General features: G+C 69.0%; 22 protein-coding genes and 1 tRNA gene. 9 read left to right on the top strand and 14 right to left on the bottom strand.

Features of this window, described 5'->3' with window-relative positions; genetic code table 11:
- Positions 1-53: 53 nt before the first annotated feature.
- Positions 54-467: a hypothetical protein gene (locus AB0M43_RS28720; protein ID WP_363728894.1), complete on the top strand. Its 414-nt coding sequence runs from the start codon at positions 54-56 to the stop codon at positions 465-467.
- Positions 468-546: 79 nt separating this feature from the next.
- Here AB0M43_RS28720 and AB0M43_RS28715 read toward each other — a convergent pair whose 3' ends face one another.
- The 4 genes from AB0M43_RS28715 to AB0M43_RS28700 form a co-directional block, all read right to left on the bottom strand.
- Positions 547-1,035 (bottom strand): GNAT family N-acetyltransferase, encoded by a 489-nt coding sequence (locus AB0M43_RS28715; protein ID WP_363728893.1) that lies wholly within the window; start codon positions 1,033-1,035, stop codon positions 547-549.
- A gap of 162 nt (positions 1,036-1,197) precedes the next feature.
- Positions 1,198-1,578: an immunity 22 family protein gene (locus AB0M43_RS28710; protein WP_363728892.1), complete on the bottom strand. Its 381-nt coding sequence runs from the start codon at positions 1,576-1,578 to the stop codon at positions 1,198-1,200.
- A gap of 136 nt (positions 1,579-1,714) precedes the next feature.
- Positions 1,715-2,203: an NUDIX domain-containing protein gene (locus AB0M43_RS28705; RefSeq protein ID WP_363728891.1), complete on the bottom strand. Its 489-nt coding sequence runs from the start codon at positions 2,201-2,203 to the stop codon at positions 1,715-1,717.
- A 187-nt stretch (positions 2,204-2,390) separates the two neighbouring features.
- Positions 2,391-3,347, bottom strand: coding sequence for an inositol-3-phosphate synthase (locus tag AB0M43_RS28700; RefSeq protein ID WP_363728890.1), 957 nt, complete (start codon positions 3,345-3,347; stop codon positions 2,391-2,393).
- Positions 3,348-3,433: 86 nt separating this feature from the next.
- On the opposite strand from AB0M43_RS28700, the gene AB0M43_RS28695 reads away from it, so the two are divergent.
- Complete coding sequence (locus AB0M43_RS28695; protein WP_363728889.1) at positions 3,434-4,042, top strand: hypothetical protein; 609 nt, start codon at positions 3,434-3,436, stop codon at positions 4,040-4,042.
- Between the two features lie 95 nt (positions 4,043-4,137).
- Here the strand turns inward: AB0M43_RS28695 and AB0M43_RS28690 are convergent, their stop codons facing one another.
- A complete protein-coding gene (locus tag AB0M43_RS28690) occupies positions 4,138-4,548 on the bottom strand; it encodes a hypothetical protein (protein WP_363728888.1) in 411 nt (136 codons plus the stop codon).
- A gap of 106 nt (positions 4,549-4,654) precedes the next feature.
- Positions 4,655-5,806 carry an epoxide hydrolase family protein gene (locus AB0M43_RS28685; protein ID WP_363728887.1) on the bottom strand — a complete coding sequence of 384 codons (1,152 nt, stop codon included), beginning with the start codon at positions 5,804-5,806 and terminating at the stop codon, positions 4,655-4,657.
- A gap of 165 nt (positions 5,807-5,971) precedes the next feature.
- Here AB0M43_RS28685 and AB0M43_RS28680 point away from each other — a divergent pair, with 165 nt between their 5' ends.
- From AB0M43_RS28680 to AB0M43_RS28665, 4 genes are all read left to right on the top strand, one after another.
- Positions 5,972-8,320 carry a helix-turn-helix domain-containing protein gene (locus AB0M43_RS28680; RefSeq protein ID WP_363728886.1) on the top strand — a complete coding sequence of 783 codons (2,349 nt, stop codon included), beginning with the start codon at positions 5,972-5,974 and terminating at the stop codon, positions 8,318-8,320.
- A 402-nt stretch (positions 8,321-8,722) separates the two neighbouring features.
- Complete coding sequence (locus AB0M43_RS28675) at positions 8,723-8,977, top strand: hypothetical protein (RefSeq protein WP_363728885.1); 255 nt, start codon at positions 8,723-8,725, stop codon at positions 8,975-8,977.
- 223 nt (positions 8,978-9,200) lie between these two features.
- Positions 9,201-9,566: a helix-turn-helix transcriptional regulator gene (locus AB0M43_RS28670; RefSeq protein WP_363728884.1), complete on the top strand. Its 366-nt coding sequence runs from the start codon at positions 9,201-9,203 to the stop codon at positions 9,564-9,566.
- Between the two features lie 58 nt (positions 9,567-9,624).
- Entirely contained in the window at positions 9,625-10,089 is a 465-nt protein-coding gene (locus AB0M43_RS28665) for an ImmA/IrrE family metallo-endopeptidase (RefSeq protein ID WP_363728883.1), read from the top strand.
- 192 nt (positions 10,090-10,281) lie between these two features.
- On the opposite strand, the gene AB0M43_RS28660 is transcribed toward AB0M43_RS28665, so the two are convergent.
- From AB0M43_RS28660 to AB0M43_RS28650, 3 genes are all read right to left on the bottom strand, one after another.
- The gene (locus AB0M43_RS28660) at positions 10,282-11,214 is read right to left on the bottom strand and encodes an aminoglycoside phosphotransferase family protein (RefSeq protein WP_363728882.1); all 933 of its coding nucleotides are present in this window, start codon (positions 11,212-11,214) and stop codon (positions 10,282-10,284) included.
- Between the two features lie 51 nt (positions 11,215-11,265).
- On the bottom strand, positions 11,266-11,457 hold the full coding sequence (locus AB0M43_RS28655; RefSeq protein WP_363728881.1) for a hypothetical protein: 192 nt from the start codon (positions 11,455-11,457) through the stop codon (positions 11,266-11,268).
- Positions 11,458-11,553: 96 nt separating this feature from the next.
- Positions 11,554-12,930: a hypothetical protein gene (locus AB0M43_RS28650; RefSeq protein ID WP_363728880.1), complete on the bottom strand. Its 1,377-nt coding sequence runs from the start codon at positions 12,928-12,930 to the stop codon at positions 11,554-11,556.
- Between the two features lie 1,071 nt (positions 12,931-14,001).
- On the opposite strand from AB0M43_RS28650, the gene AB0M43_RS28645 reads away from it, so the two are divergent.
- Positions 14,002-14,436 (top strand): hypothetical protein, encoded by a 435-nt coding sequence (locus AB0M43_RS28645; protein WP_363728879.1) that lies wholly within the window; start codon positions 14,002-14,004, stop codon positions 14,434-14,436.
- Positions 14,437-14,570: 134 nt separating this feature from the next.
- Here AB0M43_RS28645 and AB0M43_RS28640 read toward each other — a convergent pair.
- From AB0M43_RS28640 to AB0M43_RS28625, 4 genes are all read right to left on the bottom strand, one after another.
- Positions 14,571-14,645 (bottom strand) — tRNA-Arg (locus AB0M43_RS28640).
- A 44-nt stretch (positions 14,646-14,689) separates the two neighbouring features.
- On the bottom strand, positions 14,690-15,238 hold the full coding sequence (locus AB0M43_RS28635) for a DUF3105 domain-containing protein (RefSeq protein ID WP_363728878.1): 549 nt from the start codon (positions 15,236-15,238) through the stop codon (positions 14,690-14,692).
- A gap of 1,161 nt (positions 15,239-16,399) precedes the next feature.
- A complete protein-coding gene (rpsT, locus tag AB0M43_RS28630; RefSeq protein WP_363728877.1) occupies positions 16,400-16,666 on the bottom strand; it encodes a 30S ribosomal protein S20 in 267 nt (88 codons plus the stop codon).
- Between the two features lie 325 nt (positions 16,667-16,991).
- The gene (locus tag AB0M43_RS28625) at positions 16,992-17,963 is read right to left on the bottom strand and encodes an aminoglycoside phosphotransferase family protein (RefSeq protein WP_363728876.1); all 972 of its coding nucleotides are present in this window, start codon (positions 17,961-17,963) and stop codon (positions 16,992-16,994) included.
- A 96-nt stretch (positions 17,964-18,059) separates the two neighbouring features.
- Between AB0M43_RS28625 and lepA the strand changes: the two genes are divergently transcribed.
- Together lepA and AB0M43_RS28615 are read left to right on the top strand one after the other, a co-directional pair.
- Positions 18,060-19,916 carry a translation elongation factor 4 gene (lepA, locus tag AB0M43_RS28620; RefSeq protein WP_363728875.1) on the top strand — a complete coding sequence of 619 codons (1,857 nt, stop codon included), beginning with the start codon at positions 18,060-18,062 and terminating at the stop codon, positions 19,914-19,916.
- A gap of 3 nt (positions 19,917-19,919) precedes the next feature.
- The gene (locus AB0M43_RS28615; RefSeq protein WP_363728874.1) at positions 19,920-20,912 is read left to right on the top strand and encodes a hypothetical protein; all 993 of its coding nucleotides are present in this window, start codon (positions 19,920-19,922) and stop codon (positions 20,910-20,912) included.
- Between the two features lie 93 nt (positions 20,913-21,005).
- On the opposite strand, the gene AB0M43_RS28610 is transcribed toward AB0M43_RS28615, so the two are convergent.
- Complete coding sequence (locus AB0M43_RS28610) at positions 21,006-21,266, bottom strand: hypothetical protein (RefSeq protein ID WP_363728873.1); 261 nt, start codon at positions 21,264-21,266, stop codon at positions 21,006-21,008.
- Positions 21,267-21,508 lie beyond the last annotated feature (242 nt).

The raw sequence follows: 21,508 nt of genomic DNA, 5'->3' as shown, positions 1-21,508 counted from the left end.
GCGGGTGGGTGCCCACCTACCGTTGTCCCAAGATGCATGAACTGAGGGAAACAATGAACAACGACACCTTGACCATGGCGGAGGAGATCCACACCTGGTTCACCGACGGCCTGCCCTACGACACGATGACCACCCGGTTCCAGCACCAGACCGGTGTCCGGGTCCCCCCGGCGGGCTGGGCCGCCTACCGCGAGTCCCATGACCTGCCGTACATCCTGACGAACCTCGTCCCGTGGCAGGTCGAGCCGATCCACCAGTTCCACCTCCTCCGCACCCGCCTGCGCGACGAGGAGCGCCGCCGTGCCGGCGAAAGACTGGACCTGGAAACCCTTTCGCGGGTACGCGACTGGGCCACCCGGCTCCGCGCCCACGGACTGGTCGTGAGCTACGACCCCGCCACCGAGCAGGGCTTCAGCCTCGTTCCGGCCCGGCCCGGGGTCGACACGGACCTGGTGCGGGTTCCGTAACACCCGCCGCAGTGGCCGCCTGTCACCGTCCCGCCCGGACGGGCCAGGCGCGCCTCCCGGCCCTGTCGCCGAATCCCGGCTACAGCTCCCGGCGGAACATCACCTGGTCCAGGTAGTGGCCGTCGACCTTCCGTGCCCGGGGCTCCACTCCGAACTCCTCGAACCCGAGCGACCCGAGCAGCCCGATCGTCGCGGCGTTCTCCGTGGACGTGACCGCGCGCAGGATCTCGACGTCGATCGTCCGGGCGTGCTCGACCAGGCCGGTGACCAGGGCTCGCGCGTGCCCGCGCCGCCGGCTCGCCGGGTCGACGTACAGCCCCCAGACCGCCGCCTTGTGCCTGGTGTGCTGCTTGGGTTCGCGCAGGAGCCCGGCCATGCCGACGAGTTGCTGACCCTCGAAGGCGCCGAGGATGAGGGTCGCCGTCGCCAGCAGGTGGGCGATCTTCTCCCGCGACGCGCTGGACCAGTCCTCGCCACCGGTGCCGAACTCGCCGGGATGGTCGGTGACCGCGGCCCGCCGCAGTTCCGTGAACCCGTCCAGGTCGGCCGAGCCCAACACGCGGATCATGGTGCCCCCGATGTGCGACGTGCGGGGCCTGGAGCGCCCCGGCAACCCGATCACGATAGGACGGGTACGACCTGCCGCCAAGTGCCGTTGGGGACGCCGGTACCGCGCGTCGGGGCAACAACCGGGGTACCTCGACCCTGTCGCATCGCGGCACCTCGGCGTTCAGGCCGAGAACTCGAACACGCCGACCAGGGTGAGTCCGTGGTAGCGCCGGCCGACGTGCGTCGCGCCGTCGAAGTCGATCAGCGTGAAGCACGCGTCGGCCTGGCGGACGCCGTGCTCCTCACACGCGGCCCCGAGCGCGGCGTCGAACTGCTCGGAGTAGGCGACCTCGCCCGTGACGTGCTCCACGTCCACGACCTCGCCCGCGAAGTACGCCGAGAAGAAGTCGAAGTCGAACCACGTCATCCCGGTGTCCCGACAGAAGCCGCACGCGGCACCGGCCCCCTCCACGTCGAAGTAGCGGAACCAGTCGTCGTCGGTTCCCTCCCGGACGCCGATCCACACATGGATCTTCCTGATCCGCCGGCCCGCCTTCGTCATCGTGTCCCGGTGCTCCCTCTCGGCCGGCCACCCGGCAATGCCATCGCGGTCGTCGAGGCCACGTCACCGCGTCCGCGCGCCCCGGGAGCGGGCGAAACGGTGGCCTCCCGGCGCGCCGGGACCCCTGCCGGTGCCGTCACGGCGCGACGAACTCGCCGGTGCGGTCGTAGTGTTCGAGCAGGCGCAGCAGCGCGGGCACGCTGGTGGCGTGCGGGGCGGGCAGCTGGTCGGGGTGGAACCAGCCCGCGTCGATGGTCTCGTCGGTCCGCGTCACGAGTTCCCCGGTCCACGCCGTGGCGAGGAAGACCGTGATGTGGGACTGGTAGGTGTGCCCCCACTGGTTGGTGACCGTGGAGTCCGCACCGCTCAGGATCGCGATCGGGGCGAGTTCGGTCGGGGTCAGGCCGGTCTCCTCCCACACCTCGCGGACCGCGCACTGGCGCACCGAGTCGCCCAGCTCCATCCCGCCGGCCGGCACCGCCCACAAACCGTTGTCACTGCGCCTGATCAGCAGGATGCGGCCCCCATCGTCGCGCAGCAGACAGCGGGCACCAACGAAGATCAGCACCTCCTCGTCACCGGCGAACGCGCGCAACCTGCCGTGGTAGGACTCCGCCCAGCTCATGCGCCCGAGCATAATCGCGGCCGGGCACCGTCGGAGTCGGCCACCGCTGCCCGCCGGTCCAGGTGCGCGCGCATCACGCGCATGCGCCGATCGGGGCCGCTGCCCGCCGGCCCGGGCACGCGCGCTCACGCACACGCGCCGGCCGGAACCGCTGCCCGGTATGGCACTCCGCGCACGCCGAAGGTGCCTAGCCGGCCGTTCCGGGCGGGGACTTGAGCAGGGCCGCCGCCTCGCCGGCATAGCCGCCCCGTCCCGCCCGCAGGGCGCCGGCCGCCATCCGGACCAGGTCGATCGTGACCCCCGCACCGCCGCTCGGGTCGTGGACCTTCAGCTTCACGTCGAGGCTGACCGAGGTGTCACCCCAACCCCGCGCCTCGATATTGAGGTACGCCACCTTCTCCGACCCCAGCTGCGACAGGTACCCGATCGGGGCCATCTGGACCTTGTCCGCAGTGGACCGGTCCGCGTTCAGGGCGTTCACCTTGGACTGCTTCTTGCTGCCGCCGTTCTCCGCCAGGTTGCGGAAGTCCTCGGTGCCGCCGAGATTGACCTGGTACGAGCTGGCCAGGGTCAGCCCGCGCTCCTCCAGCAGGCCCAGCAGGGTGCGGTGCACGATCGACGTACCGAACTGGCTGGTCAGATCGTCGCCCAGGAGTGGCAGGCCGGCCGCCTCGAACCGCTCGACCAGCTCCGGATCGCGGGCGACGACGTCGGAGGTCGTGTTGACGAAGGCGGCCCCGGCCCGGAGCGCGGCCTCGGCGTACGCGCGGGCCACCTCGGGCAGGCCCGACGGCGCCGAGTAGAGCACGACCTCGGTACCGGCCAGGGCCTCCGCGATCCGGTCGATCCCGGTGGCGTCGGTGAGGCCGCGCTGGACCAGTACCCCTGAAGGAGGTGTTTCGGTTTGCAGGCGCGGGAAGTTGTTGGGGGCCGCGAAGATCGCTTCGGTCAGATCCTTGCCGACCTTGCCGGCGGACAGGGCGAAGGCCGCCACGAAGTCGATGTCGCCGACACCGAGGCCGTCGATCTCGGGGCGGTGGATGCCGACCAGGCTGCCGGAGGCGCGGTAGAACGCGATGCCCTGCACCAGCGCCGACGTGTTGTTGCCCACCCCGACGACGGCGACCCCGACTCTGTTGATCATGAAGGGGAGGCTACAGCCCGACCCATCCGAGAGTCCACGCCGAGCTAAATGATCATGACTTCCCCCGTCGTACTAGTCTTCGGATCATGGCTTTGACCCCGGACGAGTTCTACGCCCACGCGGTCGCCGCTGCCGACAGCGAGCACCGCCTCCCGCTGGCCCGGATGACGGGCTGGGACATCAGCCCCTTCGAACAGGACGGACTCCGCGTCTCGCCCCTGCGCCCGCCGGTTCTGCCCGAGCCGCCGCGCCAGGGCGAGGACCCCGCGGACTGCCGCACCTGCCGCGCCCGGGACGAGGGCATCTGGTTCCACGACCGGTGGCGGCTGGCGCGGATCAAGCGGGTCGGCGTGCCACTGGTCCTGATGCTGTACCCGCGCGACCACCACGACATGGCCGACCTGCCGGACGAGCTGGCCTCTGAGCTGGGCGTGTTGAGCACCCACCTCGTCCGCCACGTGCAGGCGGTGCCGCACATCTCGCGGGCGCACGTGTACCGGATCGGGGACGGCGGGGCGCATCTGCACATGTGGTTCTTCGCCCGGCCCGCCGGGCAGGCGCAGCTGTTCGGGTCGTGGATGCCCGTGTGGGACGACCTGTTGCCGGAGTATCCGGCCGATGTGGCGGACGCGGATGCCGAGGCGGTGGCGGACGCGCTGGTGGCCTCGTACGGGGGCCGGCGGTCGGCCGGCTGACAGGCTCGTCGCCGGTGACCTGGCGTGCCGGGCTCCGGCCGCGCCCCGTGATTGACTTGGCGGCACGCATCGGCGAACAGGCGTGCCGGTTCCGGTCAGATCTCGATGCGCCGGAGCCACCACGGAAGCCACGGGATCGCGAACGGGTCGTTGACGGTCCACCGCAGGGCCCGGGCGTCGACCGGCTCGAGTGCCGTGCGCAGCTCGCGGCGCGCCTTGCGGCGGAGGTGTCGCAGGGCCTGTTCGAGGCGGCTGCGGACGTGGTCGGTGTGGACGTCGTCGGACCCGTAGCGCCACTCGTGGGTGTCGCGAGTCCGCCGGGTGGGCTTCGACCAGCGTTGGAAGGCTAGGGCGGTGTCCCCGTAGGGGAGTCCGTGCCGACGCTCGAAGTCGCGTATCTGCCGGTTGGCCGACGCGGACAGGCCCCTGATGACCGTCCGGCTGTGGTGCCGGGTTTCGCGCAGGCGTAGCTGTGAACTGATGTCGCCTGGTGCTCGGCGAGGCAAGGGAACTTCCATGCATGGGTTGCTCGGATGTGTGCCGAAACCGTAGCGCACGCTGGATGCCCGCTGAGCCGGACGGTGGTCGTCCGGCTCAGCGGGGGTCGGCCCCCTACCGCACGGTCCGGAAGAACGTCCGCACGTCCTCGGCCAGCAGGTCCGGCACCTCCATCGCGGCGAAGTGCCCGCCCCGGTCGTACTCCGCCCAGTGCGTGATCGTGTTCACCTGGTCGCCGTACTGCCGGATCGCGATGTCCTCGGCGAACACCGCCACCCCGGTGGGTACGCCGGACGGCGTCGGCCAGTTGTGGGAGTTGACGGACTCGTAGTAGAGGTTCGCGGCCGTGCCGGCGGAGCCGGTCAGCCAGTACAGCATGATGTTGGTGAGCATCCGGTCCCGGTCGACGGCGGTCTCGGGCAGCCCGTCGCCGAACGTCCACTCCTGGAACTTCTCCACGATCCAGGCCAGCAGCCCCACCGGCGAGTCGGTCAGGGCGTAGCTGATCGTCTGTGGCCGGGTGGCCTGGATCTGGAAGTACGCGTTGCCCGTGGACATGAACCCCTGCATCCGCTCGTAGCGGACCCGCTCGGCCTCGGTGAAGCCGGCCAGGGTCGCCTCGTCCACCCCACCGAACGGGATGAACCCGGCGCTGGCCGCGTTGACGTGCACCCCGACCACCCGCTCCGGGGCGACCCGGGCCAGGTCCGGGGCCACGAAGGCGCCGAAGTCGCCGCCCTGGGCGCCGTACCGGTCGTAGCCCAGCCGGGTCATCACCTCCGCGATGGCGCCGGCCATCCGCCGGCTGTCCCAGCCCGGCTCGGTCGGGGCGGAGGAGAAGCCGAATCCGGGCAGGCACGGGATGACCAGGTGGAACGCGTCGGCCGGGTCGCCGCCGTGGTTGCGGGGGTCGGTCAGGGGGCCGATCACGTCGAGGAACTCGATGATCGAGCCGGGCCAGCCGTGCGCGAGGACCAGGGGCAGCGCGTCGGGCTCCGGCGAGCGGACGTGCAGGAAGTGCAGGGTGACGCCGTCGACGTCCGTGGTGAACTGGGGGTAGCTGTTCAGCAGGGCCTCGTGTTCGCGCCAGTCGTAGCTGGTGCGCCAGTACTCGGCGAGTTCCCTCAGATAGCTGGTCGGCGCGCCCTTGGCCCATGCGGCGCCGGGCAGCTGGGCCGGCCAGTGGGTGGCGGCCAGCCGTTCGCGCAGGTCGACCAGCTTGGCCTCGTCGATCGCGATCTTGAAAGGGAAGATGTTGTCGCTCATGGGTACCCTCCGGCTGTTCGTGGATCTCTTCTGCCGTCAGCCTGGTTCCTGGCCGTTCGGCCCACAAGATCCGTCGGACTGTTCGGGTAGTTTCGGGACGACCCTGCCTCTGACCTGCGAGGTCACGCGGAACGTGGGATGACGGTGGGACAGCCGGGGGGTTGGATGGCACAGTCGGCGGTGGTCACGCTCGCCGAGGAGTTGCGGCAGGCGCGGAGCCGGGCCGGGCTGACGCTCAAGCAGCTCGAACGGCACACCCACGCCAGCGACTCCTCCCTGGCCCGCTACCTGGCGGGCAAACTCCTGCCGCCCTGGCCGCTGGTGGAGACGCTGTGCCGGCTCAGCGACCGCGATCCGCTGGAGCTGCGTCCCCTGTGGGAGCGCGCCGACCAGGAGCGTCGCACCCGACCGTCAGGTGCGACGGCGCTCAACCACCTGCCGGCGGCGGCCGTCGACTTCACCGGTCGGGCGGCCCTCGTCAAGGCCCTCACCGCAGGCCGGGCGGGCACGGTCGACGTCATCGACGGGATGGCCGGGATGGGCAAGACCACCCTCGCCGTGCACCTCGGGCACCGGCTGGCCGAGAAGTACCCGGATGGTCAGTTCTATGTCGACCTGCACGGCTTCACCCCCGGCCGGGCGTTGGTCGACCCGACCAGCGCCCTGGGCACGCTGCTGCGGCAGGCTGGCGTGCCCGACGCGGCGATCCCGGAGGACCCGACGATGGTCGCGGGCCTGTGGCGGGCCCGGCTCGCCGACCGGCGGGCCGTGGTCGTACTCGACAACGCCGCCGACGAGGCCCAGGTCAGGCCCCTGCTGGTCGGCACGCCCAGCTGCCGCACGCTGATCACGAGCCGCCGCCGCCTGGCCGGCCTGGACGGGGTCCGCCCGGTGTCCCTGGAGCCACTGTCCGACGTGGAGGCGGTGGAGCTGTTCGACCGGTCGCTCGGCGGGGCCCGCGCCGCCGCGGAACCGGAGGCCACCGCCGAGGTGCTCCGCCTGTGCGGGCGGCTGCCGCTGGCGATCCGGCTCGCCGCCGCCCGGCTCCGGCACCGCACCACATGGGACGTCGCCTACCTCGCGGACCTGCTGCGCGACGAACATCTCGGGCTCGCCGTCCTCGACGTCGGCGACCGGAGCGTGGCCGGCGCGTTCGCTGTCTCCCAGCAGCGGCTGGCCACCGACCAACGCCAGGTGTTCGGACTCCTCGGCCTGATCCCCGGCGACGACGTCGACGCCCACGCCGTGGCGGCCCTCGCGGACCTGCCCCTGCACCGGGCGGCCAGCGCGCTGGAGGACCTGACCGACGCGCACCTGGTCGAGCAGCGCGCCCGGGGCCGTTACCAGCTGCACGACCTGGTCCGGCAGCACACCCGGGCCGCCGCGGAGACCAACCTGTCCCAGGCCGACCGCGACGGCGCGGTCCACCGCCTGCTCGACTACTACGCCGCCGCCACCACCGCCGCCGCGAACCGGCTCCCGAACCGCGACTGGCGGATGGCGTTCCCTGTCGACCGGCCCCCGGCGACCCTCCCCACCCTGAACTCCCCGCAGACGGCCCTACGCTGGCTGGACACCGAACGCGCCAACCTCGTCGCCGCGATCACCACGGGCCCCGACCGACACGCGTGCACCCTGGCCCAGGCCCTGGTGCCGTACTTCCGGGCCCGGGTCCAGCACCACCACGACATCGTGACGGTCACCCTGGCCGGCGAGGCCGCCGCCCGCCGGCTCGGCGACGCGTCCGCCCGCGCGACCCTGATGCGGCACCGGGCCGGCGGCCAGGTCAACACGTTCGCCGCCGCCCACGCGGTCGCCCTGGCCCGGGAGGCGTTGGACCTGGTCCGCACCACCGACGACCGCCGCGCCGAGCTGTACATCCTGCACCTGATCGGCTACGCCATCGAGACGACCGACGACTTCACCGCGGCCCTCGTCCCGCTCCAGGAGGCCGTCGACCTCTACCGTGCCCTCGACTCCGCCGACAACGGCCCCATCCCGCTGGCCACCCTCAGCCGCGCCCTCCTCGGACTCGGCCGGCTCGACGAGGCCGACGCGGTCGCCGCCGAGGCCGTCACCCTCGCCGAGGCCGGTGACTATCCCTACGTCACGGCCGTCGCCCAGCTGACCTTCGGCCGGGTCGCACTCGCCAGGAAACAGCCCGCCGAGGCTCTCGGACACTTCGAGGAGGCGTTCACCCGCGCCCGCGAACTCGACCACCAGCTCATCGAACTCAACGCCGTGTTCGGCCTGGCCGTCAGCCACCGGGAACTCGGCGACCCGCCCACATCCCTCGGCTACCACGACGCGACGGAGTCACTGGCGAAGGACCTCCAGATGGGTACGGCCATGGCCGCCATGATCCTGTCGCGCGCCGAGACGCTCCGGCACTTCGACCGCCGGGCCGAGGCGCGCGCCTGCTACGAGGAGGCGATCGTGCACTACGCGGCCGGTGACCGCCCGGACATCCTCACCTGGGTACGCGGCGAACTGGCGGCACTGGACACCGAGTGACCCGTCAGCCGACGGTGAGGTTTCGGTCCGGGCATCGGCGTGGATCAGGCCGATGCCGCGTTCGGAGGTGAGTTCGGCATTGCGCCCACCGCACGGTCCTGACCGAGCCGGAGGCGCAAACCTTCGAAACCCTCGATGGGTACGTCCCGCCCAGTGCCGCGCGGCCCCAACAGGGTTAGGCGCGCGACGAAAGAAGCCCCTGACTGCCATACTGGCTGGTCATAGGCTTCTGTGTGCTACCCGGAAATCTGTGGTGCCCCTGATCGGGGGTCTTTCGAGCCCGGACTGGGAGGCGCGACGCCTGCTGGGCGGCGAGTTCTGCCTCAAGATGCCCCGTGGACCGGGCGAGGTAGATCCTGAACGGCAAGAGGCCGTCCACAGACCAGCAAACTAGCCTGGTGCATGGACGACCAGATCACTCAAATCGTGGGTGATCGTAACGCGGCGCAGCTCAGAAGCCAGGGCTGCGCCGCACCCGAAGGCAGCTACGCCAGCTGGATGAGCTGCCAGGTGACTGCCGCGTTGTTGTACGGCGGCATGACGTCGTTCTTCGCGATCGGTGCAGTGGTCGACGGAGTCCCGACGACCTTCCAGACGCCGCTCTCAGGGCATCGCTCGCCGGTCCGTGCGGTGGTTCCGATGGTTGCCATGTCGTAGTCCCCTCTGTGCGCGTGCTACTCGCACACGCCATCAGCCGCGAGTTCCCCCCGACGGCCCTTGATGTCAGCAGCACTGACGGTTCACTGCCAACGTGTTAACACTCTTGGACGCTAGGCGACGACGCCCCTGATGTCAACCCGGCCGTAGTGTTCGCCGTTGAACGTTTGCTACATAAACGTTTTTGATGCTACGATGATCGCCACTTGGACTGGAGAGGTATATGGCGAGCGAACTTGAGGAGCGCGTCAACGCCCTATATGGCCATATAGGGCGTAAAGTTCGGGAAGCGCGCAAGCGGGCGCGCTTGACTCAAGACGACCTTGCCCAGGCGGTAGGCATGACTCGTTCTTCAATCGCAAACTTGGAAGCGGGCCGGCAACGCATTCCAGTTCACCTGCTTGTTTTGATCGGGGAACTGTTGAATATGCGAGCTTCGGATCTACTGCCGAATGGGCCCACTTTCAATGGGATGCTGCTAATGACTGACGTCACCGAACATTTGGTGAATGACCAGGCAGGTATGCAGGACTTCGTGCAGAGCACCATCGCGAAGGCATCCATGGCCGCCCCGAAGCGGGGTTCCTAGAATGGCTACATCAAAAGCGGATCGTTACATTAATAGTCTCCTTGCTGAGCATAATGTGGTGGAACCTCCAGTGCCAATCGAGGCTATAGCTGAGGCTCAGGGTGCACTTATTCTTCGCAACCACTTCCCGGGTTACGAATCGGGTTTCGCTCTGCGCGAAGGTGGGAGGTGGGTTATTGGCGTAAACACCGCGACCAGCCCACGCAGGCAGAGGTTCACGATAGCGCATGAACTCGGCCACCTGCTATTGCATGACGATCCGCTCATCACTGACTACTCAGTCCTCGTTGGTATGCGAGACGAGAACTCAAGCTTGGGCACGCATCGGCAAGAGGTTGAAGCAAATGGCTTCGCCGCCGCCATTCTCATGCCGCAGGATCTAATCTTTGTGGAGCTTAAAAGAGAACTCGAAGTAGGTGCCGACTCGCGGGATGAGTTGATTGCGAGACTAGCTCGAACCTTCGACGTGAGCACGGAAGCTATGGGCTATCGGCTTGTGAACCTGAGCATCATCACGGCCTGACGTGCAGTGCGGTGGTCAATTCTTGGCCTGCGGTTTCCTGGCATCTCCTCGGGGCTGGAGTTAGTCGATTTTCAGTTGGTTCTGTCGGCGTCATGAACTTCAGCGTAGCTTTCAGGGAGCGCCATTCTGTGCTTTTAGCAAATTGGGTACAACTCCCGGTGCTTCCACATTCCAGAACGCCCATTGATGTCGCTACAACCCCCGCCAACCCCCAGTTGCCCCACTCCGTACACCCTCCACCCGCTCCCGCAGCACCTCCCGGAACACCGGGTTGTCCCGCGCCCGCCTCAAGGGCCCCGTTATCTGCATCAGGTCGCGCATAAGCAGGAGAGACTCGATCCCGTCCCACTGGGCAAGGTCGTAGCCGTAGACGCTGGCAAAGGTGGCGGTCCACTCTGGGCCCTTGCCGTAGCGACGGGCGGCGTGCCACGTCGGCACCAGATCGACTTCGCGCGGCCCGATCGACACCCAGTCCCAGTCACCGAGCACAGCTGCATCTGGCCCGACGGTGGTGTTCCACAAGAGGTTGCCCGCCCAGGCGTCGCCGTGGATCAGGCCGTGACCGAGTGGCGAGTCGAGGGCCTGGACGCGAGCTTGGACGTCAATCACCAGTTCACGGAGCCAGGCCAGGTCGTCAAGCGCGAGGGCTTCCGCATGCTCTGGGATGTCGAGCACTGCGGAGAGCGAGGTCAGCGGCTTCCACTGCTCCAACCGCACGGGAGGTGGCTCGGCTTCGTGCAAGTCCTTGAGGATGCGGGCCAGGTGCGCCGAGTTGAACTCCCGTCCGCCCTCGGGCTGGGGGTAGTAGTTCCAGAAGCTGACGGTGGTCGCCTCGTCAACGGCTACCACTTCGGCGTCCAGCCGCGGTGCCGTTGCGGCAACCCCTCTGTACTCCAACCAGTGAACGACTCCCTGGATGCAGCGGGTTCGGTCGAGATCCCCGCTGTGGGTAATCCGGGCGACGGCGTTCTCCTCAGGCAGCAAGTACACGGCGTTGCTGTAGTGGTGGATGAGCTTGGCGCCGGCGATCGACAGTCCGCGCGCTGTACAGGCCGTCTCCAACGCGTGGCGCAGCGCCGATGTCTCCGCCGCTTCCTTGACCGGGTTGTGCGGTGAGCTGGTCACTGGCCGAGGTTACCTCTGCCCTACGATCTCGGCGCGTTCGAAGCGTCGACGTTAGACCTGTAGCCAGCCGCCCACGGTCGCCAGGACGAGTCCGGCCACGATGATGCCCGCACCCCAGCCGATGCCGCTCCCCGCGATCATCTCGGCGATGAGCTGACGAAGCCGGGCGACATCTCCAAATCTGCTCTCGGCGGCGTGCTTCCCCTTGTTCCGGAAGGTCCACCAAGCTCTACCAAACAGCACGAAGGCACCGACAAGCTCGACTGACTGGCTAATGGCCGAGATGATCTGACCGCATTGCTGCACTTTGCAAGCTTATGCGGCAGGGTTTCGTGCCCCCTACGCTGCCGCCCCGATCAACGGCCGCAACTCGGCTTCGAGCTCCTGGACAGCTCCGAGGTGACCGAACGGCTGGAGCTGCCGCCGGGTGGCGTTGACCGCCTCCACTCCCCGCCTAGTCGTAAGCGCCTGGAGGAGAGGTGCCGTGCTCCTCAGTGCGGCGCACGCCTGGTCGACGTCGCTCTGGCTCGAATTACCGGCGACAGTCAAGAACGACGAAGCGAGCGTCGCCGTCACCAGCACCTTGCGGCGATCCATGCCGCCGCTGGCATCGGCGGCCACGACGCTGGCGAACCGCTGCACGTCGGCGGTTCTGCCCAGGTCCGCGCTGGCATAGGTGAACTCGGCATGCAGCTGGATGTGGGTAAAGAACCGAATCCAGAGCGGCTCGTCGTCGAGGACGAGACCTTCCATAGCGTTCTCGGCCTGATTCATGGCTGCGGCGCAGCGCCGGGAGTCCCCGAGGCGGGCATGGGCCCGCGCCTCGATTGCCAAACAGCGCGCCGCAGATCCATGCGAACCGGCGTCGAGCGCTGCTCGGTGGCCAGCTCTGGCTAGCGAGACTGCTTCGAGTGCGTCCCCCAGGTAATGGGCCTGCATGGCCATGTCGGTGAGGATGTGGGCACCGAGGGCGTGGTCACTACTGGCACGGGCGAGCCGCAGGGCCTGGATGTAGTAGCGCTGGCCGAGCCCCTGGTAGCCGGAGTCGAAAGCCATAAAGCCGCCGAGGTCGCATAGCCGGGCAGCGGCGCTGAGGAGCTGGCTACCGATCGCGTGGCTATAGCTGCCCTTGAGTAGCGGCTGCACGATCTCGTTGAAGTAGTGGATGAGGGTGGCGCGGGCGTAGCCGCCGCCGAGTCGGTGATCGGCGGAGGAGAAGGCGTCGCACATCGAGGCCACAACTTCTACCTCTGGCGCTCCGACTCGCCGGTCGCCGTGATGGGCCAGGTCCTCGTCGAACCAACCTAGGAGCCATTCGCGTGAAGGCGCCGCGAACGCGCTGGCGATCCACTCCGTGCCCAGGAGCGGCGAGTCGGGCTGGGCGTCGACGGTCCACAGGTCCACCACCGTGCTGACGGCGTCCGTGGCGGTTGGTTCCCAATGGAGGCCGAGGTCGAGCGGCACGTCTTCGGGAAGGCCCAGAGCGCGAAGCGAAATGACGCGGCCCAGCTGCTGGCTGAAGAGTTGGGTCAGAATCCGCGGGACTGGGTCGGTCGGCACCATGCCGCGCAGCCAGTTTGCCACCGAGGTCGGTGCGTACGAGCGCGAGAATCCCGACGCCTGGCAGGCCGCGTTGACGCGCTTGGCAAGGCCGGCATTGCTCCACCCAGCGGCCGTCAACAACGATTCCAGAGATCGATTTGGTTGACGTTCCATGATCGACCCCCAACGGAATATGGCGGGACGAAACGGAGTGTATCAGGGGTCACACGGCCGGCAACGCGCCGTGATTCTGTGTGACCCCCGTGCGATCTGCCCTGGTCAGGCCCTTGCGACGGATGATCTCCGAGAGATCCGGGCACCGCGTTCCCGAACCTGCACAGCGGGCTCCTCTGCCCGGGTCTCCCAGATCTGGCACCGGGATGGGTGCCGGGCTCCGGGCAGATGTCAGTGGCTCCTCCCCGAGGCCACTCGACCCGATGTCCGACCCCGCTCATCTCGGTGCCGTCCAACCCTGAGGAGCCGCCGTGGCGATGGGCGCACAAGAACAGGCCGAGTGGGAATCGTGGGTGCGGGCAAACATGACCACGAAGGACGTCACTAGTTACCACAGCCGACTGCGCGGAGATAGTGGCTGGTGCTTCGGCTGTGTGGAGATGTGGCTGCGCTACGTCAAGGCTCCCTGCGCGCACCGCCTGGCAGTAGAGCGAAGGCTGGAGAAGGAGAAGGGTGCTCAGATCGCCGCTCCGGCTCGTGGGGTGCGCCGTGGATAGCCGGGCTGCTGGTAACCGATCGGTTCCGCGGCCGACGCCCTGTCGGAGCTGCGATCACCGCACGATCCTGAGTGAGCGGGAAGCCAAGACGTTCGAGGACCGGATCGGGCAGGACTACGTGGCTGTCCCGTTTGAGTGTCCGGTGGGCAACGGGTGGCATGTGCGGGGAGTGCGGGAGTGAAGCAGCTGTGACCATCTACCTCGGTACCGCCGCGCTTGACCGGCTCGACAAGGCGCAGGCGCTGATCGACGAGCACCTGACGACTTCACCTTCAGGAACGTGCACGACGTGTGGGCAGCTTGAACCGTGCGACCTACGTTCGGAGGCTATGGAGACGTTCGCGAGGATGCGCCAGCTCCCCAAGCGAACGCCCGGTCGCACGTTGAACAGGACGGCCCAGCCATCGCCCTTCGGGTGGTTGGGGGGTCGGTGAAGTTCAAGCGGCTACTGCTGTGGATCCACCCGGTTTGGTGTGTCAGTTGTCGACAGCCGTACGTGCACCCGCCTGCCGGTATGGAGGACATCCCCGGGCTGGGTGTCATACCGCGACCTGACAAGCACCAACGGTTCGGCCTCGCCAGTCACTACGAGAAGAACCACCGGCAGGTATGCCGCTGGTTCCTGTTCGGCACCTCCGCTGACGGGCCGCTGTTCGTGGGGGAGCGCAACGGCACCGAACTGCCCACCGGAACCATCCTCCGAGAGTGGAGGAGAGCGCGTCGTGAGGTGTTCGTGGGAGAAGTGGCCGCCGGGCCGCTGGCGGCTGTGCCGTATGACCTGCGGCACGCTGCGATCTCGACATGGCTCAACGGGGGAGTTCCGCCGACTGATGCTGCCGAGTGGGCGGGCCAGTCGGTAGAGATCCTCTACCGGATCTACGCGAAGTGCCTGGACGGAGGGATCGGGCTTCTGCGTCAGCGGGTCGACTCGGCACTCGGATGGGCCTGAAAAACTTGGACGTCCATTTGACGTAGAAACCCGTAGGCGGCCGGATACGGCCGTGGCTAGCCGGATACAACGAGAGAAGCCCCTGACTGCCATATTGGCTGGTCAGAGGCTTCTGTGTACTACCCGGAAATCGATGGTGCCCCCGGCAGGATTCGAACCTGCGCTTCTGCCTCCGGAGGGCAGCGCTCTATCCCCTGAGCTACGGGGGCCCTTGCGAACCTCGGAAAGATTAGCAGACCACCCCCTGCCCCCACTATTCGGTAGCCCCGCCCGAGCACACCGCCCCGGGCTCCAGCGACGCGGTCAGTCGGTACTTCTGGATGAACTGCCCGATCCGCTTGTCCGTCGGACTGTCCACCGCCAGTTGGTACCCCCAGGCCTGCAGTGAGATCTTCGCCCCCTGCCCGGGGAACGGGCTCATCATCATGTAGTCCACGCCCCGCACCTTGGCGGCGAGCTTCTCCACGTCCGAGGCCACGACCCGCTGCGGGTCGTAGGTGATCCACACGGCCCCGTGTTCCAGGCTGTGCACGGCCTTCTCCGAAGTGATCTTGCGGGGGTACACGTCGCCCATGCAGTTCTGCCACTGCGGGTTGTGCGGTCCACCGGCCGGCGGCGTCATCGGGTAGGTGACCTCCCCGGGCGTGTGCGTCGCCGCGAGCCCCCCGGGCGTGGTGGCCCGATAGTCGACCAACCCCGAAATACCCTTCTCCGAGGTACTGGTCGACGCGGCGTCCTCGCCGTTCAGCACCCAGACGAGCGCCCCGACCCCGACCAGCACGATGACGAGTGTCACAGCCACCAGTCCGACGATGAGCCCCACGTTGACCCCGGACTTACCCGTCGACGGCACCGCGTACCCGGGCGTCCCATAGGCGGGCTGCCCATACGGCGGCACCTGCCCGGCACCGTAGGGCCCAGCCTGCGCACCATAGGGGGCACCGTAAGGCCCCGGCTGAGCCCCGGGCGCGTAGGGCCCGGCTTCGGCTCCGTAGGCCCCGGGCTGCCCCGGCGAGTAAGGACCGGCCTGCACCCCGGTAGCCGCCCCGTAGGGCCCAGGCTGCCCACCCGGAGTGGCACCGTAGGGCCCGGGCTGCCCGCTCGGAGCGGCCCCGTAAGGACCGGGCTGCGCGCCCGGGCCAGTGCTGTAAGGACCGTCAGGACTGTAGGTGGGCACGCCGGGCGCCGGGCCGTAGGGCCCGGCCTGACCCTCGGGAGCCGCGCCGTAAGGACCGCCGGTCGCACCGGGAGCAGCCTGCTGCGGAGCCCCCTGCCAAGCCGCTTCGCCCGGAGCCCCCGCCGTCCCGGCCGGCCCCGACCCGGGCACGACCCCCGAAGGCGGGGAACCCCCGGTCCAAACCTGGCCGGGTACCGAATCGTGCTGACCCGGCTGGTGCGGCGCCGGACCGTGTCCGGGGCCGTGCTGCCCGCCAGCGGCGATCGGCGTGGTCGCCCCGTCCGCAGCGGTGGGGAGTACCGGTGTGCGCGCGTCCTCGGCAGGCCACAGCGGCAGGTCGCGGGAGTCCGCGGGCGGCCCGGACTGCGCGGGAACCGCCGACGGGTTCTCCGCCTGGTGGTCCGGCCACAACGGCAGGCCGCCCTCGGCGGGAGCCGGGACGGCGGACTGGTCAGGTTGCGGCTGGTCCTGCGAAGGCGTCGTCACGGACGCATCCTAGCGTGACCCTAAACGCACAACGTGACGCAAACGACACCCGCCCGGCGCCCGCACGACCAGGAAACGGAGCGGCGGGACCCGCCTGGCCTGCCCAGCGCTACGGCTTGGCGCTGACCAACCAGCCCGACCGGCTCGACGGCCAGGTGAAGGTGCACGGCCTGCCAGTGGTGTGGCGAGGATGGACCGCAGCGCCGAGCCGGCAGAGCGGACCACAGCACCGGGCTGGCGGGGCAGGGAACGACACTGAGCCGCCCCAGCCAGGCTGGGGCGGCTCAGTGTGTGGTCTGACTAGGCAGACAGCTTGACGAAGTCGGAAGCGATCGACGACTTCCGGTTCGCAGCCTGGTTCTTGTGGATGACGCCCTTGCTCGCAGCCTTGTCCAGCTTGCGGGTGGCGTCCTTCAGGAGCTCACCAGCAGCCTCGACGTTGCCGCCCGTAACCGCCTCGCGGTACTTACGGATGGCGGTCTTCAGCGAAGACTTGACCGCCTTGTTGCGCAGGCGAGCCTTCTCGTTCTGCCGGTTGCGCTTGATCTGGGACTTGATATTCGCCACGCGACACAGCCTCGGTCTTGTGAGTCGGGTCATTTACCTAGAAGTACTGCCACGCACGCCGTCTCCACGGATCAGATCCACGAATGGGCACGCGCGAATTGCAAGGTTACCAGTCGACGCCGGCCCGACCAAAATGAGCCCAGCTCCGAACCGCCCCCAACCTACCTCCACCCCAGCTCGGACCGCCCACGGGCCGAGCTGGCGGGCGCAGGGCAGAGCCGGGGCCGAGGGAGGCGGGAGCCCCGAACCGGCTGCGCCTCCGCCTGAGCGGAGCCGGCCCCAGGTGGGTCATCCGCCCGGCCGCCAGGTGCCGCACGCGTGCCGGTCAGTCGACCCGCCAGCCGCGCCGCTCGGCGATCCACCGCACCGTCGCCTCCCCGGACCACGTCTGGTGCTGCCGCAACCACGGCGACCCCGGGATGTACTCGTGCGACCCGGCCACCGCCCAGTACCCGGCGACGGCGGCGAGGAGCGCGTCCACCTGGTCGGGTGTCACCCCGGACAGGGCGGGCTGCCGGGCGAGGAGGGCGGAGGTGTCGCGGCCGGCGGCGTACGCGGGCACCAGGAGGGCCGGCAGGTCGAACCAGCTCGCGGCGAGGGACGGCCAGTTCCAGTCGCAGAACCAGGGTGCGCCGGCCGCGTCGAGGACGACGTTGTCCATCCGCAGGTCGTGGTGCACGACGGCGGTGCCGGCCGTGGCGGTGGCCCAGTCGTTCTCGAGGTGCGCGAGGGGGACGATCAGGTCGCGGGGGAACCAGTCGCCGAGGATCCGGTCGGGGACCTCGCCGGCCGCGATCCGGCGCCAGCCGGCGAAGGCGGGGCCGTTGTCCTCCTCGGCCGTGCGCAGGCCCACGTCGAGGAGCGCCCGCGGGGGAGTGGCCAGGGCGTCGATCACGTGGTGCCAGGCGGCGAGGACCCGGTCCAGGTCGTCGGGGCCGGGCATCCGGGCGCCCTCGATGGCGTCCAGCGCGAGGATGACCCAGTCGGCGGTGTCGGCGAGCCAGTGCACGCGGGGGACCGGTACCCCGATGGGAAGCGCTTTGTTGATCTTCGCTTCTCGGCGGTAGCAGTCGGCGATGACCGGATTGTCGGTGGCGCTGACCGCCTTGACGAAGAGCGCGCCGGCCGGGCCGCGCACCACGGAGGCGAAACCGCCGGAGAAGCCGCCGCCGGCCGGGGGGCCCGCGGTGACCGGGCCGCCGAGGCGGTCGGCGACCAGGGCGCGCACGGCCGCGGGCAGGGAATTCCAGTCGGGGCGGACGGCGGTGGAGGTGTAGCCGACCCCTGGGTTACGCATGGTCACGATCGTCCCCCAGCCACCAGCCGGCCCGCCACGCGGTTTGTGGGATCATCGGAGGCAGCCCACGCCCATCGACCCGAGGACACCGTGCCAGTGAAGCTCGACCCAGGCGCGACGGAACCCGGATACATCCGGAACTTCTGCATCATTGCCCACATCGACCACGGCAAGTCGACCCTTGCCGACCGGATGCTGCAGTTGACCGGTGTGGTCGACCCTCGGCAGATGCGGGCGCAGTACCTGGACCGGATGGACATCGAGCGTGAGCGCGGCATCACGATCAAGAGCCAGGCCGTCCGGATGCCGTGGACGATCAAGGAGGGCGAGCAGGCCGGGTACCAGGCCGTGCTCAACATGATCGACACCCCCGGCCACGTGGACTTCACCTACGAGGTGTCCCGGTCGCTGGCCGCCTGCGAGGGCGCCGTGCTGCTGGTGGACGCCGCGCAGGGCATCGAGGCGCAGACCCTCGCCAACCTGTACCTGGCGATGGAGAACAACCTCAAGATCATTCCGGTGCTGAACAAGATCGACCTGCCGGCCGCCCAGCCGGAGAAGTACGCGGAGGAGCTCGCCCACCTGATCGGCTGCGAGCCCGAGGACTGCCTGCGGGTGTCCGGCAAGACGGGCATGGGTGTCGAGCACCTCCTCGACGAGGTCGTCCGGCAGATGGTCCCGCCGGTCGGCGACGCGGACGCCCCGGCCCGGGCCATGATCTTCGACTCGGTCTACGACGTGTACCGGGGCGTGATCACCTACATCCGGGTCATCGACGGCCACATCACGGCCCGCGACCGGATCAAGATGATGTCCACCGGCGCCGTGCACGAGCTGCTGGAGATCGGGGTCAGCTCCCCGGAGCCGCAGAAGCACCCCGGGCTGGGCGTCGGCGAGGTCGGCTACCTGATCACCGGCGTGAAGGACGTCCGCCAGTCCCGGGTCGGCGACACCGTCACCCTGAACTCGCGGCCGGCCACCGAGGCGCTCGGGGGCTATAAGGACCCGAAGCCGATGGTCTTCTCCGGGCTCTACCCGCTCGACGGCTCCGACTACCCGGAGCTGCGCGAGGCCCTCGACAAGCTGAAGCTGAACGACGCGTCCCTGGTGTACGAGCCGGAGACGTCCGCCGCGCTCGGCTTCGGGTTCCGGTGCGGCTTCCTCGGGCTGCTGCACCTGGAGATCATCCAGGAGCGGCTGGAGCGCGAGTTCGGCCTGGACCTGATCGCGACCGCCCCGAACGTGGTCTACCGGGTCACCACGGACGACGGCGAGGAGATCGTCGTCACCAACCCGAGCGAGTACCCGACGGGCAAGGTCGCCTCCGTCTCCGAGCCGGTGGCCCGGGTCACGGTGCTGGCGCCCAACGACTACGTCGGCGCGATCATGGAGCTCTGCCAGGGGCGGCGCGGCGTGCTCCAGGGCATGGACTACCTGTCGGCCGACCGGGTGGAACTCCGCTACCTGCTGCCGCTCGGCGAGATCATCTTCGACTTCTTCGACCAGCTCAAGAGCCGGACGAAGGGCTACGCCTCGCTGGACTACGAGCCCTCGGGCGAGCAGGTCGCCGACCTGGTCAAGGTGGACATCCTGCTCCAGGGCGAGCCGGTCGACGCGTTCTCCGCGATCGTCCACAAGGACAAGGCCTACACCTACGGGGTCTCGATGACCTCGAAGCTGCAGAAGCTGATCCCGCGCCAGCAGTTCGAGGTGCCGATCCAGGCGGCCATCGGGTCGCGGGTCATCGCCCGGGAGAACATCCGCGCCATCCGTAAGGACGTGCTCGCGAAGTGCTACGGCGGTGACATCACCCGTAAGCGCAAACTGCTCGAAAAGCAGAAAGAGGGCAAGAAGCGCATGAAGATGGTCGGCCGGGTGGAGGTCCCGCAGGAGGCGTTCATCGCAGCGCTGAGCACCAGTGACGGTCCCGAGAAGTCGGCTGGTAAAAAGTAACCCATGTCATTACGTCGTCGTGTCGCCGCATTGATGGCCGTTGTGATGGCGGCCACCCTCCTGGCCGGGGCCCCGGCCCAGGCCGACCCCGAGGGCGGCACGAAGGCGCTGCGCGACGCCCTGGAGGCCGCCTCCAAGGGGTTCCAGGACGCGAAGACCGCCATCGCCAACGCCAAGAAGCGCCAGGGTGAGCTGTCCGTCGAGGTGACGAACAGCGAGGCCAAGGTCAAGGACCTGGTCGTGGCGGTCGGGCGGTTGGCGGCGGCGCAGTACCGGGGCGGCACGACGAGCGAGCTCAACGTCCTGTTGAACAGCACGTCCGCCGACTCGTACCTGCAGTCGGCGTCCACCATGCGGTACATGTCCGAACGGGACGCGCGTTCGATCACCGACCTGAAGAAGGCCCAGGCGGCGCTGACCCAGCAGCGCAAGGACCTCGACGCGGCGATCAACGAGCAGGAGAGCCAGCTCAAGGAGCTGAAGAAGCGCCAGGAGGACGCCCTCAAGGCGCTCCGGAACGCCGGCGGCGGCGACCCGACCCTCGGGTTCGGCGAGCTGCCGGCGGGCGCGAACCCCGCCCCGCGCAACCCGGACGGCAGCTGGCCGTCGGAGGGCTGCTCGGTGAAGGACCCGACGACCGGCGGCTGCATCTCGCCCCGGACCCTGCACGCGTACAACGAGACGAAGAAGGCCGGGTTCAACCACTTCGTCTCGTGCTACCGGTCCGGTGAGGACGGCGGCGAGCACCCGCGCGGCCGGGCCTGCGACTGGGCCGCCAACATGTCCGGCTTCCAGGACGTGGACGCCAGCGGCGCCGACCGGGAGTACGGCAACCGGCTCGCGGCCTGGTACATCGCCAACGCCGACCGGCTCGCGGTGCTCTACGTGATCTGGTACCGGCAGATCTGGATGCCCGGCACCGGGTGGCGGTCCTACTCGGGCGGTGGCGGTCCGGCCGCCGCACACACCAACCACGTGCACCTGTCGATCCGTTAGAACCCCTTTTCCGGGTACCGGGGCGGAGCGCGCCCCTGCGCGTCGACGGGGCGGCGAGCCGGCCGGGCGGATGACCCGGCCGACTCCTGGTAGCTACCTCCGCGGGTAGGGGCTGGCGGCTTCCCGTACCCGCTGGGCCGGTTCGTCGGGCGGCGGACAGGCATCCCGGCATCCGGTGTCGTGGGCGGCGGGCCACAGGCCGCTGAGGGTCTGGGCGATGGCGATCCAGCCGTCGGGGTCGGGCCAGGCGCCGGTGAGGACGGCCTGTAGGAGGCCCGTGGCGGCGGTGAGCACGGGGATGCCCACGGCGCGGGTCAGGGGGCTGGCGGTGATGGCCTGCCACGGGGTGCGCATGGCGGTTCACGTCCTTCCGGGAACTCCCCGGGCGGTGCGCGGCGGGGTAACTCCAGGTTGTGGCCCCAGGGCGGGCCGTTGACATTCCGTGACGATGACCCTCAAGGTCCACCGGGGGCGAACACCCCCGGCACGCCTTCGCACAGTTCCGGCGCGATGTCGCACACCTGACAGCACGCGCTGCGGGCACCTTCGCACAGTTTCTGACAGCGTGGAACACGGCAGAACGGTGACGGAAAGTG

It is taken from the genome of Longispora sp. NPDC051575 (assembly GCF_040681875.1).
Taxonomy (GTDB): Bacteria; Actinomycetota; Actinomycetes; order Mycobacteriales; family Micromonosporaceae; genus Longispora.
The sequence above is the reverse complement of the archived record's forward strand: the minus strand, read 5'-3'. Positions and strand labels throughout refer to the sequence as shown.

Coding starts and splice junctions, on each gene's coding strand:
- AB0M43_RS28625 (WP_363728876.1), bottom strand. CDS start 17,963: ATGCGTAACCCAGGGGTCGGCTACACCTCCACCGCCGTCCGCCCCGAC.
- AB0M43_RS28720 (WP_363728894.1), top strand. CDS start 54: ATGAACAACGACACCTTGACCATGGCGGAGGAGATCCACACCTGGTTC.
- AB0M43_RS28615 (WP_363728874.1), top strand. CDS start 19,920: ATGTCATTACGTCGTCGTGTCGCCGCATTGATGGCCGTTGTGATGGCG.
- AB0M43_RS28715 (WP_363728893.1), bottom strand. CDS start 1,035: ATGATCCGCGTGTTGGGCTCGGCCGACCTGGACGGGTTCACGGAACTG.
- AB0M43_RS28670 (WP_363728884.1), top strand. CDS start 9,201: ATGGCGAGCGAACTTGAGGAGCGCGTCAACGCCCTATATGGCCATATA.
- AB0M43_RS28610 (WP_363728873.1), bottom strand. CDS start 21,266: ATGCGCACCCCGTGGCAGGCCATCACCGCCAGCCCCCTGACCCGCGCC.
- AB0M43_RS28645 (WP_363728879.1), top strand. CDS start 14,002: ATGGAGGACATCCCCGGGCTGGGTGTCATACCGCGACCTGACAAGCAC.
- AB0M43_RS28695 (WP_363728889.1), top strand. CDS start 3,434: ATGGCTTTGACCCCGGACGAGTTCTACGCCCACGCGGTCGCCGCTGCC.
- AB0M43_RS28700 (WP_363728890.1), bottom strand. CDS start 3,347: ATGATCAACAGAGTCGGGGTCGCCGTCGTCGGGGTGGGCAACAACACG.
- AB0M43_RS28675 (WP_363728885.1), top strand. CDS start 8,723: ATGGACGACCAGATCACTCAAATCGTGGGTGATCGTAACGCGGCGCAG.
- AB0M43_RS28710 (WP_363728892.1), bottom strand. CDS start 1,578: ATGACGAAGGCGGGCCGGCGGATCAGGAAGATCCATGTGTGGATCGGC.
- AB0M43_RS28705 (WP_363728891.1), bottom strand. CDS start 2,203: ATGAGCTGGGCGGAGTCCTACCACGGCAGGTTGCGCGCGTTCGCCGGT.
- AB0M43_RS28680 (WP_363728886.1), top strand. CDS start 5,972: ATGGCACAGTCGGCGGTGGTCACGCTCGCCGAGGAGTTGCGGCAGGCG.
- AB0M43_RS28685 (WP_363728887.1), bottom strand. CDS start 5,806: ATGAGCGACAACATCTTCCCTTTCAAGATCGCGATCGACGAGGCCAAG.
- AB0M43_RS28650 (WP_363728880.1), bottom strand. CDS start 12,930: ATGGAACGTCAACCAAATCGATCTCTGGAATCGTTGTTGACGGCCGCT.